Annotated in this window: 19 protein-coding genes; 8 read left to right on the forward strand and 11 right to left on the reverse strand. The window is 72.7% G+C overall.

What is annotated here, in order from left to right; all coding sequences use genetic code 11:
* Positions 1-178: 178 nt before the first annotated feature.
* Complete coding sequence (locus ACH54P_RS44950) at positions 179-460, reverse strand: hypothetical protein (RefSeq protein WP_489909398.1); 282 nt, start codon at positions 458-460, stop codon at positions 179-181.
* 184 nt (positions 461-644) lie between these two features.
* Complete coding sequence (locus ACH54P_RS44955; protein ID WP_489909399.1) at positions 645-1,079, reverse strand: single-stranded DNA-binding protein; 435 nt, start codon at positions 1,077-1,079, stop codon at positions 645-647.
* Between the two features lie 126 nt (positions 1,080-1,205).
* Here ACH54P_RS44955 and ACH54P_RS44960 point away from each other — a divergent pair, with 126 nt between their 5' ends.
* Positions 1,206-1,436, forward strand: coding sequence for a hypothetical protein (locus ACH54P_RS44960; protein WP_489909400.1), 231 nt, complete (start codon positions 1,206-1,208; stop codon positions 1,434-1,436).
* 362 nt (positions 1,437-1,798) lie between these two features.
* Here ACH54P_RS44960 and ACH54P_RS44965 read toward each other — a convergent pair whose 3' ends face one another.
* Positions 1,799-2,224: a zinc ribbon domain-containing protein gene (locus tag ACH54P_RS44965; protein ID WP_489909401.1), complete on the reverse strand. Its 426-nt coding sequence runs from the start codon at positions 2,222-2,224 to the stop codon at positions 1,799-1,801.
* 157 nt (positions 2,225-2,381) lie between these two features.
* Between ACH54P_RS44965 and ACH54P_RS44970 the strand changes: the two genes are divergently transcribed.
* A complete protein-coding gene (locus ACH54P_RS44970; protein ID WP_489909402.1) occupies positions 2,382-2,807 on the forward strand; it encodes a nitroreductase/quinone reductase family protein in 426 nt (141 codons plus the stop codon).
* A gap of 7 nt (positions 2,808-2,814) precedes the next feature.
* On the opposite strand, the gene ACH54P_RS44975 is transcribed toward ACH54P_RS44970, so the two are convergent.
* The 5 genes from ACH54P_RS44975 to ACH54P_RS44995 all read right to left on the reverse strand — a co-directional run bounded on the left by ACH54P_RS44975 (position 2,815) and on the right by ACH54P_RS44995 (position 7,398).
* Positions 2,815-4,893: a transglycosylase domain-containing protein gene (locus ACH54P_RS44975; RefSeq protein WP_489917003.1), complete on the reverse strand. Its 2,079-nt coding sequence runs from the start codon at positions 4,891-4,893 to the stop codon at positions 2,815-2,817.
* A gap of 72 nt (positions 4,894-4,965) precedes the next feature.
* Positions 4,966-5,787 (reverse strand): ABC transporter permease, encoded by an 822-nt coding sequence (locus ACH54P_RS44980; protein WP_489909403.1) that lies wholly within the window; start codon positions 5,785-5,787, stop codon positions 4,966-4,968.
* Positions 5,747-6,553: an ABC transporter ATP-binding protein gene (locus ACH54P_RS44985; RefSeq protein WP_489909404.1), complete on the reverse strand. Its 807-nt coding sequence runs from the start codon at positions 6,551-6,553 to the stop codon at positions 5,747-5,749. Before ACH54P_RS44985 ends, ACH54P_RS44980 begins: the two co-directional genes overlap by 41 nt.
* Positions 6,550-6,990, reverse strand: a complete 441-nt coding sequence (locus ACH54P_RS44990; RefSeq protein ID WP_489909405.1) for a MarR family winged helix-turn-helix transcriptional regulator — start codon at positions 6,988-6,990, stop codon at positions 6,550-6,552. Before ACH54P_RS44990 ends, ACH54P_RS44985 begins: the two co-directional genes overlap by 4 nt.
* Positions 6,991-7,068: 78 nt before the next feature.
* Positions 7,069-7,398, reverse strand: coding sequence for an ArsR/SmtB family transcription factor (locus tag ACH54P_RS44995; protein ID WP_489909406.1), 330 nt, complete (start codon positions 7,396-7,398; stop codon positions 7,069-7,071).
* A gap of 86 nt (positions 7,399-7,484) precedes the next feature.
* Between ACH54P_RS44995 and ACH54P_RS45000 the strand changes: the two genes are divergently transcribed.
* The 4 genes from ACH54P_RS45000 (at position 7,485) to ACH54P_RS45015 (ending at position 10,473) form a co-directional block, all read left to right on the forward strand.
* A complete protein-coding gene (locus ACH54P_RS45000; RefSeq protein WP_489909407.1) occupies positions 7,485-8,489 on the forward strand; it encodes a zinc-dependent alcohol dehydrogenase family protein in 1,005 nt (334 codons plus the stop codon).
* Positions 8,490-8,711: 222 nt separating this feature from the next.
* On the forward strand, positions 8,712-9,269 hold the full coding sequence (pspAB, locus tag ACH54P_RS45005; RefSeq protein WP_489909408.1) for a PspA-associated protein PspAB: 558 nt from the start codon (positions 8,712-8,714) through the stop codon (positions 9,267-9,269).
* Between the two features lie 82 nt (positions 9,270-9,351).
* Positions 9,352-9,759, forward strand: coding sequence for a VOC family protein (locus ACH54P_RS45010; RefSeq protein ID WP_489909409.1), 408 nt, complete (start codon positions 9,352-9,354; stop codon positions 9,757-9,759).
* An 81-nt stretch (positions 9,760-9,840) separates the two neighbouring features.
* On the forward strand, positions 9,841-10,473 hold the full coding sequence (locus ACH54P_RS45015; RefSeq protein WP_489909410.1) for a hypothetical protein: 633 nt from the start codon (positions 9,841-9,843) through the stop codon (positions 10,471-10,473).
* Here ACH54P_RS45015 and ACH54P_RS45020 read toward each other — a convergent pair.
* Complete coding sequence (locus tag ACH54P_RS45020) at positions 10,392-11,027, reverse strand: hypothetical protein (RefSeq protein ID WP_489909411.1); 636 nt, start codon at positions 11,025-11,027, stop codon at positions 10,392-10,394. The two genes, ACH54P_RS45015 and ACH54P_RS45020, sit on opposite strands and share 82 nt — an antisense overlap.
* A 66-nt stretch (positions 11,028-11,093) precedes the next feature.
* On the opposite strand from ACH54P_RS45020, the gene ACH54P_RS45025 reads away from it, so the two are divergent.
* Positions 11,094-11,780, forward strand: coding sequence for a GNAT family N-acetyltransferase (locus tag ACH54P_RS45025; protein ID WP_489909412.1), 687 nt, complete (start codon positions 11,094-11,096; stop codon positions 11,778-11,780).
* Between the two features lie 4 nt (positions 11,781-11,784).
* On the opposite strand, the gene ACH54P_RS45030 is transcribed toward ACH54P_RS45025, so the two are convergent.
* Both ACH54P_RS45030 and ACH54P_RS45035 read right to left on the reverse strand, forming a co-directional pair.
* Positions 11,785-12,387 carry an HAD hydrolase-like protein gene (locus tag ACH54P_RS45030; RefSeq protein ID WP_489909413.1) on the reverse strand — a complete coding sequence of 201 codons (603 nt, stop codon included), beginning with the start codon at positions 12,385-12,387 and terminating at the stop codon, positions 11,785-11,787.
* 18 nt (positions 12,388-12,405) lie between these two features.
* A complete protein-coding gene (locus ACH54P_RS45035) occupies positions 12,406-12,831 on the reverse strand; it encodes a DUF2269 family protein (protein ID WP_489909414.1) in 426 nt (141 codons plus the stop codon).
* A 141-nt stretch (positions 12,832-12,972) separates the two neighbouring features.
* Between ACH54P_RS45035 and ACH54P_RS45040 the strand changes: the two genes are divergently transcribed.
* Positions 12,973-13,335, forward strand: coding sequence for a hypothetical protein (locus ACH54P_RS45040; RefSeq protein WP_489909415.1), 363 nt, complete (start codon positions 12,973-12,975; stop codon positions 13,333-13,335).
* Positions 13,336-13,401: the final 66 nt, after the last annotated feature.

Here is a 13,401-nt window from a genome sequence, read left to right on the forward strand (position 1 = left end):
GGGGCCAAGTCGCCCGGAGCGCCGGGGCGGCCCTTCGGGCAGGGCGCGTGCGGTTGCCCGGGCCGGCCTCGGCCGCGGCGACCGCTGTCATGGGCGGCGCGAGCGATCCAGGCGTCCCCGCCCGGAGTGCGGCTGCCCGTTTCCTTCTGGAGTTGTCAAACGTCGTGCCGGTCGCCAGTCAGGCGGCCTGCTGCTGCTCTGTGGTGAGGATGGCTCGGCCTGCCGTGGTCAGGACTGCCGGGACCAGCTCGCCGGGGCGGCCGGGGCGGGCCGCGCGGACCAGGCCCTGGTGGGCCAGCGCGTGGGCCGCGAACTGGTCGCCGCAGGACAGGCCGTCGATGAAGAGGTCGGGCTCGCTGCTGCACGACACGCGGCCGCGGCCGGCACCGACCGCTCGCAGCATCGCCAGCATCCGGCGGTTCACCAGAGACGGCGTTCCGGTCTTCTCGTTCCCGTTCATGTCGGTCCCTCCCGCTCGTGGTTCGGCTTCGTCCTACCTGTGCGTCGAACCAGCTGACGGGATTTCGACAGCACATCCGGTGAGATCCGGCCGGAGCGTCCTCTTCATCGTCGCCGCCGCCGATACAGGCCGAGTCGACTTCCTGTCGACGGTTGTTCGGATCCCGGCCGCGCGCGGATGGGGCTCAGAACGGGGGCCCGCCGACGGCCACCGGCTCGGGCGTCCACGACGTGCTGCCCTCGCTCCCGGTGACGCGGCTGACCTTCGTCACCTTCGCCGTGGCGTAGCGCAGCGACGGGCCGATCTCGTCGACGTCCAGCTCCGTCACGGTGCGCTTCTCACCCTCCTTCGTGTCGTACGACCGCTGTCTCAGCCGGCCGTGGACGACCACGCGCGTTCCGCGCCCGAGCGACTCCGCGACGTTCTCCGCGTACTGCCGCCACAGACTGCAGCGCAGGAACATCGCGTCGCCGTCGCGCCAGGCGCCGGACTCCCGGTCGAACACGCGTGGCGTGGACGCGACCGTGAAGTTCGCGACCGCGGCGCCGGCCGGGGTGAAGCGCAGTTCGGGGTCGGCCGTCAGGTTGCCGACCACGGTGACCGTCGTTTCGCCTGCCATCGGTCTCTCCTTCTCCTCCGGGTGCGGGGTGCACCGCTCTCGCCGTCGAGGAGAGCACGGGGGACCGACAATTCCGGGCCGGGGCGACGAGATGCCGGTCCCCCGTCCGGGGTGTTTCCTGCCGCCGTGCCGACGGCCTTCCAGAAGGAGCTGGTCACGCCGGCCCACCGGCCGGCGGACCTGTGCGCCCTCGTCGCGAGCGCGCTCGAAGAGGCCGCGCGCTCGGTCCTCGAAAGTGACCACACGCTGGGCGGACGGGCGCGAGAAGACGCTGTCGCGATGGCCGCGCTGGGGGCCGCGTGCGAGGACCAGGCGTGTGCGCTGGCGGCCCTGCACGCGCCACGCGAGACGAGGTGAAGGCAGTCGCCGCCGCCGTTCACGTCGTCGCAGATCCCACTCGGATGGGTGGTCTTGCGTGGGAGGTCGCGGAGCCCGGCGGCGGCCCGGCCCGCGCTCGCCCCGGCTGGGCACGCACGCGGTGGCCGCCGCGTGGGCACTGGGGCGGTGCTCTCCGGAGAGGGCGCCGCCGGGGCTGGACGACGCGGCCGCGCTCGCCGAGGTGGCGGAGCGGAGCTGCGCGAGTGGGCCGGTCAGTGGCCTGGCGGGCGGACGACTGTGCCGCCGGGCAGCGGATCCCAAGCTGACGGTGACCGGTCAGTGTCCTGGCGGCGCCGCACGTCGACGCCGCCAGGCGGTGGATCTCCGGCTGACCGGGACGGTCAGCGGCCCTGCTGCGGGAACTGGCCCTGCTGGCCCTGCTGGGGGTACTGGCCCTGCTGCGGGAAGCCCTGCGGCTGCGAAGGGTGCTGCGGCTGCGGGTAGCCCTGCTGGGACGGGTGCTGCGGCTGCTCGTACCCCTGCGGCTGGGACGGGTACCCCGGCGCGGCCTGCTGCTGCCCGGCCTGGCCCTGCTCCTCCTGGGCCTGCAGCCGGACCGCGTCTTCCTTCGGGATCCGGTTCTCGATGCCGCAGAAGGTGCACTGGGCGGTGTACTTGACGCCGATCGGGAAGAGCGGGATGAAGAACAGCGTGAACTTCGTGACCGCCTTGCGCACCGCGTGCGAGGCGGGGTTGCCGCACCGGCCGCACAAGAACGTCGTCATCGCCAGCACGTAGATGCGCGTGCGCCAGCCCCAGATCAGCATCGGTGTTTCTCCTGTCGGTTCGCTTGTTCGCCGCGCAGCGTCGCACACCCGTGCGGTGCGCGGTGGCGGTTTTCGCGAACCCGTCCGGACAAGGACCCGGCAAAGTGGACATTCGGCTCGAACGGTGTCGGCGGTGGGCCCGCACTAGATTGGGGCCATGCCGAGCGACTTCGTCCTCAAGACCATGAACGCCGTGCACCGCGGCCTGATCAAGCTCACCGGCGGGCGGGTGGGCTGGAACGCCGCCATGCCGGTCCTCGAGCTCACCACGGTCGGCCGCAAGAGCGGGCAGCCCCGCTCGGTGATGCTGACCTCGCCGCACCAGGACGGCGACACGCTCGTCGTCGTGGCTTCGCGCGGCGGGGACGACACGCACCCCGCGTGGTTCCTCAACCTGCGTGACAACCCGGAGGTCGAGGTGTCGCTCAAGGGCGCGCCGAAGCGGCCGATGCGTGCGCGGATCGCCGACGCCGAAGAGCGCGCGAAGCTGTGGCCGAAGATCACCGGCGACTTCAAGAACTACGCGCAGTACCAGACCAAGACCGAGCGCGAGATCCCGCTCGTGTTCCTCGAGCCCCGGTAGGACCGCCTTAGGACCGCGCAGTCAGGTACGCCGGATCGGGCCCGGGGATCGGCTGGTCCGGCACGCCCGCCAGCAACCGGCTCATCGCGTGGAAGTACGGCGGCGCGGCGACCGTGCCGCCGAACGCGCCGTGCCCGCAGTCGCCGAGGTGGACCGGGGTGCCCGGGCAGATCTCCCGCGGGTGCGGCCCGTCGGCGAAGACCATGGACGACACCGCGTAGTCGTCGACGCCGCCGACGAACGCGACGGACTCGCTCTGCTGGGTCGTGCCCGTCTTGCCGATGTCGGGCCGGGTCCAGCCGGCCGCGCGCGCCGCTTCGGCGGACGTCCCGTCCGTGGTGTCCTTGCTCAGGCCCGCTTCGAGGGTGTTCGCCACCCCGGCCGGGATGACCTGCTCGCACCCCTGCTGCGCCACCGGAACGGGATTGCCGTCCCGGTCGGTCACCGAGAGGATCGGGTTCGGCGGGCACCAGACGCCGCCGCTCATCAGCGTCGCCGAGACGTTCGCCATCTCCAGCGGGCTCACCGGGCTGTTGCCGAGGGTGAACGACAGCAGGTTCCGGAAGTACTGCGACTGCGGCTCGCTGAACTGGGGGTTGCCCGACGCCGGGTCCGGCGTGCGCCCGGCGTCGTTGGTCGCGAGGGTGTTCCGCAGCCCGAGCTTGGCGGCCATGTCGAGCACGGCGGGCATCCCCACCTGGCTCTCCAGCCCGACGAACGCGACGTTCGGTGACGTCGCCAGCCCGTCGGCGAGGGTGATCGGGTCGGCGTAGTGACCGTCGTTGTGGACGGTGTAGCAGGACGAATGCGCGTCCGGCACCGGGAAGCACTGGCTGTCCGGGTTGGGCAGCGGCGTCTCGAGACCCGCCTTGCCGGTGACGAGCGCCGCGGCCGAGGTGAAGATCTTGAACGACGAACCCGCGCCGAACTCGTTGCTCGCGTCGGCCACGATGTTCGTGGACGTCTCGCCCTGGTCCGGGTCGGTCCCGTAGTTCCGGTTGGCGACCATCGCGAGCACTTGGTGGCCGGTCGAACCCGGCTGCACGACGGCGAAGGTGTTGGCCACGCCGTCCTGGGTGGTCGGCACGTTCGCGTCGACGGCGTCCTTCGTCACCTGCGAGACGCGCGGGTCGAGCGTCGTCTTGATCGTGTACCCGCCGGTGGCCAGCTGATCCGCGGTGAACCCTGCTCGCACGAGGTAGCTTTCCGCGTAGGCGCAGAAGAACCCCGCGTCGGGCGCAGCGCCCAGGCAGGTGCCGGACGGCGTCACGGGGCCGTTCGGCAGCAGCCCGAGCGGCGCCGCCTTGGCCGTCGCGGCGTAGGCCGCCGGGATGGAGCCGTTGGTGACCATGTCGTCGATGACCAGGTTGCGCCGCTGCAGCGCGCGGTCCGGGTGCGTGTACGGGTTGTAGATGCTCGGGTTGTTCACCATTCCGGCGAGCAACGCCGCCTGTGGCACGGTCAGTTTGTCCGCCGTCGTCCCGAAGTAGGCTTTCGCTGCGGCGCCGACCCCGTACACCGTTCCGCTGAATTCGACCACGTTGAGGTAATCGGCCAGAATGTCGTCCTTGCTCGTGGTGTCGTTGAGCTGGACGGCCATTTTCGCCTCCCGCAGCTTGCGCGCGAGCGAATCTTCGCGGTCGGCCTGCTGCGCCGCCGGGTCGGTCCGGTCGACGACGTTCACGAGGTAGTTCTTGACGTACTGCTGCGTGATCGTCGACGCGCCCTGCAGTGCGCCGCCGGTGCTGTCGTTGACCGCCGCGCGGAGCATCCCCTGCAGGTCGACGCCGCCTTCGGTGTAGAACCGGCGGTCCTCGACCGCGATGATCGCGGCCTTCATGGTTGTCGCGACGCCCGCCGCGGTGACCGGGAGGCGGTACTGCGAGTAGAGCGTCGCGATGGGGGTGCCGTCGCGATCGGTCACGGTCGTGGTGAGCGGGGGATCGGCCGCGGCGAGCTGGGCGGAAATGGCGTCCACCGAATCGCTCACCTGATTCGACACCAGTCCCGCGCCGATGGCGGCGGGCGCCACCGTTCCGGCCACGAGGATTCCGGCGAGAACGCACAATCCGGCCAAAGAGAACACGCCAGGGCGACCATTCACGAAACCGAGATTAGCCACCGGGGAATGAAGCTTCCGTTCGGTGAGACATGTGCCTCACCGGGCCAACCTGCCGAGCAGTGCCGAAGCGACCGAAATCGCCACCGCCGTCGCGGCGGCCAGCACGCCGAAGTCGAGCCCCAGGTGCGCGGGGGTGCCGATCAGCAGCCCGCGCAGCGCGTCGACCTGGTAGCTCAGCGGGTTCACGTGGCTGAGCACCTTCAGCCACGGCGGCATCAGGTCCACCGGGTACAGCGCGTTCGAGCCGAAGAACAGCGGCATCGTGATCGCCTGCCCGATGCCCATCAGCCGCTCCCGCGACAGGACGATCCCGGCGATCACGATGGACAGGCAGCAGAAGAACGCCGAACCGAGCACCAGGACGACGGCCATGGCCAGCAGCTTCAGCGGGTTCGCGGTCAGCCCGACGCCGAGGATCGCCGCCAGTACCAGCACCATCAGGGCCTGCACGAGCGCGCGGACCCCGGCGGCGAACGCCTTCCCGGCGACGAGCGCGGCGCGCGGCGTCGGCGTCACCAGGAGCTTCGCCAGCACACCCGCGTCGCGCTCCCAGATGATCTGGATGCCGTAGAAGATCGCGATGAACAACGCCGACTGCGCGAGGATGCCCGGCGCCAGGTAGTCGAGGTACGGCGTCGAGCCGGTCGGGATCGCGCGCAGCCGGGTGAACGTCTCCCCGAAGATCAGCAGCCACAGCGCGGGCTGGATCGCCCGGGTGAGCAGCTCGGTCTGGTCGCGGCGCAGTTTCTGCAGCTCCACCAGGCACATCGCGCCGACGCGGGCGCCGAGCACGCGCAGCCGGCCGAGCGGGCCCGGGTCAGCCGAGACGGCGGGCGGTGCGGCGAGTGGCACGGACACTGCGGATCCCTCCTTCTTCGCTCCCGAGCCGGTTCCCGGTGACTTCGCGGAACACGTCGTCCAAAGTGGACTCCGGGCCCAGGCCGGCCTCCAGCTCGGCCGGGGTGCCCAGCGCGCGGATCCGGCCGGCGTGCATCAGCGCGACGCGGTCGCAGTACTGCTCGGCTTCGTCCATGTAGTGCGTGGTGACGAGCACCGTCATGCCGGTCGCCGCCCGGATCTCGGCGATGCGCTCCCACACCGACGAGCGGGCGACCGGGTCGAGCCCGATCGTCGGCTCGTCCAGGATGAGCAGCCGCGGCGAGCTGACCAGGGCCTGGGCCAGTTCGAGCCGCCGGATCATGCCGCCGGAGTACGTCTTGGCCGTGCGGTCGGCGTCGCCGGCCAGCCCGACCAGCTCCAGGGCGAGGCGGACCTGCTGGGCGCGCTGCGCCCGGGGCACGTCGAAGAGCCGGGCGAACAACGCGACGTTCTCGCGGCCGGTCAGCGCGCCGTCGGCGGACAGCTGCTGCGGGACGTAGCCGATCAGCCGCCGCACGGCCATCCGGCGGCGCGCGACGTCGACGCCGAAGACGGTGATCCGGTCCGGCGCGGTGGGCAGCAGCGTGGTGATCATCCGGAGGGTGGTGGTCTTGCCGGCGCCGTTCGGGCCGAGCAGGCCGAACACCTCGCCGGCGTGGATCTCCAGGTCGACGCCGTCCACGGCGCGGGTGGTGCCGAAGGTGTGGCTCAGGTCGGTGCAGCGCACCGCCGCGGGGTCGGTCATGCCTGCTCCTTCAGGATGCCCATGAGCTTTTCCAGTGCGGGAAGGGCCTTGCCGATCGCCGTCCGGTCCTCATCGGACAGTCCGGTGAGGGCGTCGGCGACGAGCCCGGTCCGCGCGCGGCGCCAGGCCGCCATCCGGTCGGCGGCCGCGGCGGTGATCTCCAGCCGGGCCGCGCGCCGGTCGGCCGGGTCGGCTTCGCGGCGCAGGAGCCCGGCGTCGACGAGCTGGTTCACCAGCGTGCTGACGGAGTTGTTCGCCAGGTGCAGCTCCCGCGCGGCCGCGGCGACGCCGATGCCGGGGTGGTCGGCCACCACGCGCAGGACCTCGACCTGGGCGCCGGGCAGCGGCGTGCCCGGGACGCCGGCGCGCGCCCGGCGGCGCACCACCCGGCGGATTCCCTGGACGGCCCCCAGCAGCCGTTCGGCGAGTTCGGTCATACCGCCAAGGTAGCTCTGACCCAGATCTATTAGCAACGCTAAATGTCCGGTCGGCGAGGAATCGGCGAAAGGTCCGGCTCAGCCGGGCAGGCGCGCGGCTTCGGCGAGGGCCAGGTCGAGCAGGCCCGGGAAGCGGGCGTCGAACTCCTCGCGGCGCAGCGCGTTCAGGCGTTGCGTGCCGCTGTCCCACTGCTTCAGCAGGCCGGCCGCGCGGAGGATCTTGAAGTGCCGGGACGCCGCGGGCTTGCTGACCGGCGGCATGATCGCGCCGCACGACTGGCCGGGACGGCGGGCGAGCGCGGCGATCATGGCCAGCCGGTACGGGTCGCGCAGTGCTTCCAGGGCCTCGGTGAAGGGGACGTCCTCGAGCGCCGGGTGGTCCAGGGGGGTCGCGGTGCGGCTGGCCATGGCTCGAGTATCCCCGGTTGCCGGGGTCCGGGCAGCTGTGCCATGGTCGATGTTAGCCAATCGGTTAACATGAGGGAGGTGTCCCGGTGCGCGTCTACCGTCCCGAGGCCGGAAACCTGGTCCGGCGGGAAGAGCCGGTGCCCGAGCCGCAGCGCGGTGAGGTGCTCGTCCGCGTGCGGGCGGTGTCGCTGAACTACCGCGACCTGCTCATCCTCAACGGCGACCACTTCGCCACCGGGACCGGGAGCCTGATCCCGGTGTCGGACGCCGCGGGCGAGGTCGCCGCGGTCGGCGACGGTGTCACGCGCTTCGCGGCCGGGGACCGGGTGATCGGCAACTTCCACTCGAACTGGATCGGTGGCCGGCTGCCCGCCGCGGACACCCTGCGCGGGTACGGCAACGCCCAGGACGGCTGGCTTTCCGAGTACCGCGCCGTCTCCGAACACGCGCTGGTCGCGCTGCCGGACTCGCTCACCTACGAGCAGGGCGCGACGCTGCCCTGCGCCGCCGTCACGGCGTGGACCGCGTTGAACGGCGGCGCGCCGCTCGGTCCGGGCGACGTCGTGCTCACCCTCGGCACCGGCGGCGTTTCGCTGTTCGCCCTGCGGCTGGCGAAGGTGTACGGCGCCCGCGTGGTCGCGACGACGTCGAGCGCGGCGAAGGCGGAGAGGCTGACCGCGCTCGGGGCCGACGTCGTGATCGACTACACCGCCACGCCGGAGTGGGGCAAGGCCGTGCTCGACGCCACCGGCGGGCGCGGCGCGGACCGGATCGTCGAGGTCGGCGGGCCCGGCACGTTCGCGCAGTCGCTCGTCGCGGCCGGGACGCACCACGCCGACATCGCGCTCGTCGGCTTCGTCGGCACGGGCGGGGCGCCGGTCGGCTTCATGGACCTGTTCCGCAGCGGCGCCACCGTGCGCAAGATCTGGGTCGGCAGCCGCGACGACACGGAGGACCTCGTCCGGCGGCTCGCCGCGCGCCCGATCGTGCCGGTCATCGACAGCGTTCACCCGTTCGATGAGGCCGTGGCGGCGTTCCGGCACTTCGAGAGCCGGAAGAACTTCGGAAAGGTGGTCATCACCGCCGCGTGAGGCGAAGGGGTACCGCTGATCGGCCGAACTGTTTCACGGTGACCGCTCGGCGGCGGAGCAGTGCCGTTCGCCGCGTAGCCGCCCGGTTCCGGTTCGGAACCGGGCGGCGCGGGCGCATGCTGTCCTCTCCGACCCCCGCGGCCCCGCGCCTGACGTCCATTGTGGACATTGCCAGTGCGCCCGGCCCGGCGGTCTTCTCGACCGGAGATAGGACCGTTTCTCGTGACCCTGCTGGACAGCAAGCTCGTCCGGTGCTGGACGTCCCGCCCGCACCTGCAGTCCCTCTACACCCTCGCCGCGGCCGCCCCGCGGATGCGCGCCGCGCTCGGCCTCGCGCCGACCGGCGGCGGCACGGTCGACTTCCAGGTGGACGGGGACGCGCTGGCCCGCACCGAAGCGGAGCTGATCGCGGCGACGTCGGCGCGGCTGCCCGTGCACCCGCTGGTGACCCAGGACCTGCACGGCCGCTCGACGGTCCGGTGCTGGCGGCGCAACCGCGACCTGCGCGTGCTGACCGGTGACCTGGTGGACGTCGCGGACCGGCTGGCCAGGGCGGGTTACGGCGGGTGCCTGCGGTTCGCGACCGTCGAGTTCGCCGAGCAGACCGGCCGCCGGGAAGGGAAGCTCGCGCTGGTGTACCTGTTCGACCGCGGCACGTTCCACACCGCGGCTTCGCCGGGGACGCGGCCGCTGGACCGCGCTCTGGAGCTGCGTGCCCGCGCCGCGCTGCACGGCGCCCTGCCGCTGGAACCCGTCGCGCACCGGCGGTTCGTGCTCTGACGGCGGCCCTGAAAATCCGCCGATTGGCGCCGCCCGGCCGTTCTGCGAGGATGCTGCTCTCTGCCGATCGAAGGAGATGGCCGTGGCTTCTCGCCTGAACCCGTACCTGAGCTTCCGTGAAGACGCGCGGCAGGCCATGGAGTTCTACAAAAGCGTCTTCGGCGGCACACTGACCATGAACACGTTCGGGGAATTCGGTTCACCCGAAGGGGCGGACGCGGAGAAGATCATGCACGCCCAGCTGGAAGCCGAGAACGGCTTCACGCTGATGGCGTCGGACACGCCGGCCGGGATGGAGCACAACCCCGGCACGAACATCTCGGTGAGCCTCAGCGGGGACGACGCCGACGACCTGCGGGGCTACTGGGACAAGCTGAGCGAGGGCGGCACCGTGACAGTCCCGTTCGAAAAGCAGATGTGGGGCGACGAATTCGGCGCCTGCGTCGACAGGTTCGGCATCCCCTGGATGGTCAACGTCGTCCACGGCTAGCCCCGAGCCGTTGCAGCCGGTGCCTCCGTCGGTGACGATGGAGGCACCGGCGTGGCGTGGCGCCGGGCCGAAGGAGGCCCGATGGCGGGTTTTCCCTGGACGTGTGCCCAGTGCGGTGCGGTCAACGACCCGGCCGCCGGGCGGTGCGGCACCTGCGCGAGCCTGGCCCCGGGCCGGGCCCGGGCGCGGGCGCTGTGGGTGCTGCTGACCCTGATGCTGGTCGCCGGCGTCGCGGTTGCCGGGGTCCTGCTGTTCGCCGGGCGCCCGAAGCCGTCGCCGGCCGCGTCCGGGCCGTTCCCGGAGTACACGACGCCCGCGCTGCCGACGACCAAGACCGTCGTCACGACCGCGAACGCCTACACCCCGCCGGCCACACCGTCCACGACAACCTCGCCGACGACGGCGGAGAAGCCCTGCCCGGGTGACGCCGCCCGGTACCTCCCCGGCGGCCAGGGGACGGCGCTGCTCGTGGCGCAGACCGTGAAGTCCCTCGTCACGATCTGCCGGACCCCCGACGGCCGGATCTTCTACGACGGCCAGGTCCGGGGGCAGGCGGCCTCGGACGACACCCACATCGTCCTGCCCGCCCAGGCTTCCGGCGACGGGTTCGTCGCGGTGAACGGCGACTACCGCTACGAGGTCGGCGGCGGCAGGCTGGTCGTGTCGGCCGGGTCCGAGGTGCTCTCGGACGACGAGCTGACCACGGTCGGCTGAGCGCCGATCGCCTCGATCGCGGTCATCGGTTCGGCGTCGAACCCCAGGTCGAGCCGCATCTTGGCGCGCAGGAGGCGGTAACCGCGCTGACTCGCGGTCCAGAGGGCCCGGTTCTCCGTGCTGTCGTTGCCCGACCCCAGCAACCGCGTGGCCAGCCGCATCCGGGGCAGCGTCGCGTCGCTGATGAGCGTCCGCACGGACTCCGGCGCGTGCAGCACGACGGGGCCGAGCGCGTGCTGGGTCTCGCTCCGCACCTCGCGCAGTTCGGTGACTTGGTGTTCGTCGACGGGGTGGTCCGTTTCCTGGGACCTGAGTGCCCGGTACAGCACCGCGTCGAACGCTTCGAGGACGCCGAGCAGCTCGGCGTAGGCGGCGGCGCGGGTCTCGTGCGTCCGGGCCTCCCGTTCGCGCTGCCACCGGCGTTCCTCCCGGGCCGCCTCTTCGGCCATCCGCCGGGCTTCGCGCCGGCCGGAAAGGATCTGGGTCAGGAGCACGCCGGCGAGGCCGAGCAGGGCGACGACGATCGGTATCCACACCGGGACCTGGGAACCCACGAGCGCACCCTACCCAGGATGTGGGACCGGCGGCGGGCGTTCGCCCGTTCTCCGCATGCTGGAGCCATGGCCTCTCCACTGGACAACCCGGCGTGGGCGTCGCTGACCGGGCCGCACGCCCGTTTCGCGGAACGACGCGGGCGCGTGCTGCGCTACCCCGACGACGTCGCGCCGTTCCTGGCGCTGCCGGACGACCCCGGCGAACGGGACTGGCTGGACGTCGCCGGGCTCGCCGGCCCGGGGGCGACCGTCGTGCTCGCCGCCACCGCCGCGCGGCCGCCGTCCGGCTGGGAGGTGCTCGAGGAGATCCCCGGCGTGCAGCTCGTCGACGAAGGCGTCGCGGCCGCGCCGGATCCGGAGGCTGTGCCGCTCGGGTCCGCGGACGTGCCGGAGATGCTCGACCTGATCGCGCGGACGCGCCCGGGGCCGTTCCGGAAGCGGACCGTCGAGCTCGGCACCTACCTCGGGATCCGGCGCGGCGGCGCGCTGGTCGCGATGGCCGGCGAGCGGCTGCACCCGCCCGGCTACACCGAAATCAGCGCGGTCTGCACGGACCCGGCCCACCGCGGGCAGGGCCTGGCGACGCGGCTCGTGCTCGCGGTGGCGGCGGGCGTCCGCGCGCGGGGCGAGACGCCGGTGATGCACGCGGCCGCGGGGAACACCTCCGCGATCCGCCTCTACCTCTCGCTGGGGTTCGCCCTGCGCCGCCGTCCCGACTTCGTCGCGGTCCGCGTGCCGCCGGCCGTGACCTAAGGCGTCAAACCGGCGGCCCAGGGGCCGGTGCCGGGGTGCGGTGGCGGAGGACGTCGACCCCGGCCGCGCGGGCGGCGGCGAGGTCGGCGTCGGTGCGGCCGACGAACAGGCACGACGCCACGGGGACCGCGCCCGCCCGCACCGCCGCGGTGACCAGGTCCGGGGCCGGTGGCAGGCCCGCCGGGTCCGGACCGGTGCGGCCGGCGAGGTGCCGGACGTGCTCGGCGAGGCCGTGCAGCACCAGGAACGTCCGGACCGCCGCGGCCGCCAGCCCGCTGACCACGGTGATCCGGGTGCCCGCCGCGGCCATCGTGGCGAAGGCCTGGCGGACGCCGGGGCTGAGCCGCGCGGTGGCCGCCGCCTCGGCCTCGAGCAGGCACAGCTGGGCGTGGACCGCACGCCCGGTCGCCGGGCCGATCGCCGCGGCGTGGGCGAGGACGACGAGCGGGTCGCCGGTGCGGGCCACCTTCCGCGGCAGGGGTCCTTCGGCCACCAGCACCCGGAGCCGGCCGGCCGCCGTCCGGAGCGAAGGCAGCTCGGCGACGGGTCCGTCGAACGCCACCACGACGTGGTCGCGTTCGACGAGCAGGCTCCCGGCGTCCGTCACCCACCCATGGTCCCGTGTTCAGGCCCCCGTCGTCGAGCCCGGCCGCACGATCATCAGCACCGTCACCGCGGCCCACAGCAGGTTGAACACGCCGGTGACCATCGCGAGGCGGCCCAGTTTGTCCGAAGTGGACTCCCCGGTCAGCAGCCGCCGCTGGCGCGGCAGCACGAGCAGCGCCAGCACCGCGGCCGCGACGGCGGTCAGGCCGATCGACACGAGCAGCCACGGATCGCCCGTGACGTGCATCGTGCCCGCGACGGCGAACCCGAAGACCGGCACGGCGATGGCGGCGTAGGCGTACACGCGGCAGATCCGGTGCAGCGTCGTCGCGACCTTGACGTCTCCCTTCCGGACGGTGGCGGGGAACATGCTGGCCGCGACGGCGACCGGGCCGACGGCCAGGATCGCCGCGAGCACGTGGACCGAGAGCAGGAATTTCGACACGCGCCGAAGCTACTGGCCACGTACGGCCGAGGGGGAGTGGCTGGAATGCCAGGATCCGCTGGGATCCAGCCAACCGGCGCCGGATGTCGAATCGGGCGTCTCCGGTTCGACGAAGGGGTAGAAGCCGGAAAGGGGAGCACGATGACCGCCACGACCAGCACCGCCACGCCGAGCCGGGTCCGGAGCCTGCCGGTCCTGCTCGCCACCGAAGACGACGCCGAGGACATGGGCCTGCTGGCGCCGGACGACCGCCTGACCTGCCACGTGCACGGCCGGTGGATCCACCAGTGCGTCGCGTCGCCGGCCCACGTCAGCCCGGTCACCCGGCACCGCTGGTGCCGCGGCTGCCGCACCGAGCTGGCCGTCGCCGTCGACGAGCTGTCCCTGGACGTGTCGATGTCCTGCCCGCGCTGCGGCCACGGCGGCAGCACCGCCACCACCCGGCTGACCACGGCGTGCCGGGCCAGCCTGGCCGCCGAACGCGCCGCCCGGCGCGCGGCTTGACTCAGCGGGGCACGGCTTCGGCGCCGAGTGCGTCCAGTGACGCGTAGACGTCCGGACGGCGGCGCA

This window comes from Amycolatopsis sp. N2S4-7, assembly GCF_058119595.1.

What these genes read in the sequence shown, in the direction of transcription:
- ACH54P_RS44965 (WP_489909401.1), bottom strand. Translation starts at nt 2,224, where the DNA reads ATGCTGATCTGGGGCTGGCGCACGCGCATCTACGTGCTGGCGATGACG.
- ACH54P_RS44955 (WP_489909399.1), bottom strand. Translation starts at nt 1,079, where the DNA reads ATGGCAGGCGAAACGACGGTCACCGTGGTCGGCAACCTGACGGCCGAC.
- ACH54P_RS44950 (WP_489909398.1), bottom strand. Translation starts at nt 460, where the DNA reads ATGAACGGGAACGAGAAGACCGGAACGCCGTCTCTGGTGAACCGCCGG.
- ACH54P_RS44985 (WP_489909404.1), bottom strand. Translation starts at nt 6,553, where the DNA reads ATGACCGACCCCGCGGCGGTGCGCTGCACCGACCTGAGCCACACCTTC.
- ACH54P_RS44995 (WP_489909406.1), bottom strand. Translation starts at nt 7,398, where the DNA reads ATGGCCAGCCGCACCGCGACCCCCCTGGACCACCCGGCGCTCGAGGAC.
- ACH54P_RS45015 (WP_489909410.1), top strand. Translation starts at nt 9,841, where the DNA reads ATGGCGGGTTTTCCCTGGACGTGTGCCCAGTGCGGTGCGGTCAACGAC.
- ACH54P_RS45025 (WP_489909412.1), top strand. Translation starts at nt 11,094, where the DNA reads ATGGCCTCTCCACTGGACAACCCGGCGTGGGCGTCGCTGACCGGGCCG.
- ACH54P_RS44970 (WP_489909402.1), top strand. Translation starts at nt 2,382, where the DNA reads ATGCCGAGCGACTTCGTCCTCAAGACCATGAACGCCGTGCACCGCGGC.
- ACH54P_RS45040 (WP_489909415.1), top strand. Translation starts at nt 12,973, where the DNA reads ATGACCGCCACGACCAGCACCGCCACGCCGAGCCGGGTCCGGAGCCTG.
- ACH54P_RS44990 (WP_489909405.1), bottom strand. Translation starts at nt 6,990, where the DNA reads ATGACCGAACTCGCCGAACGGCTGCTGGGGGCCGTCCAGGGAATCCGC.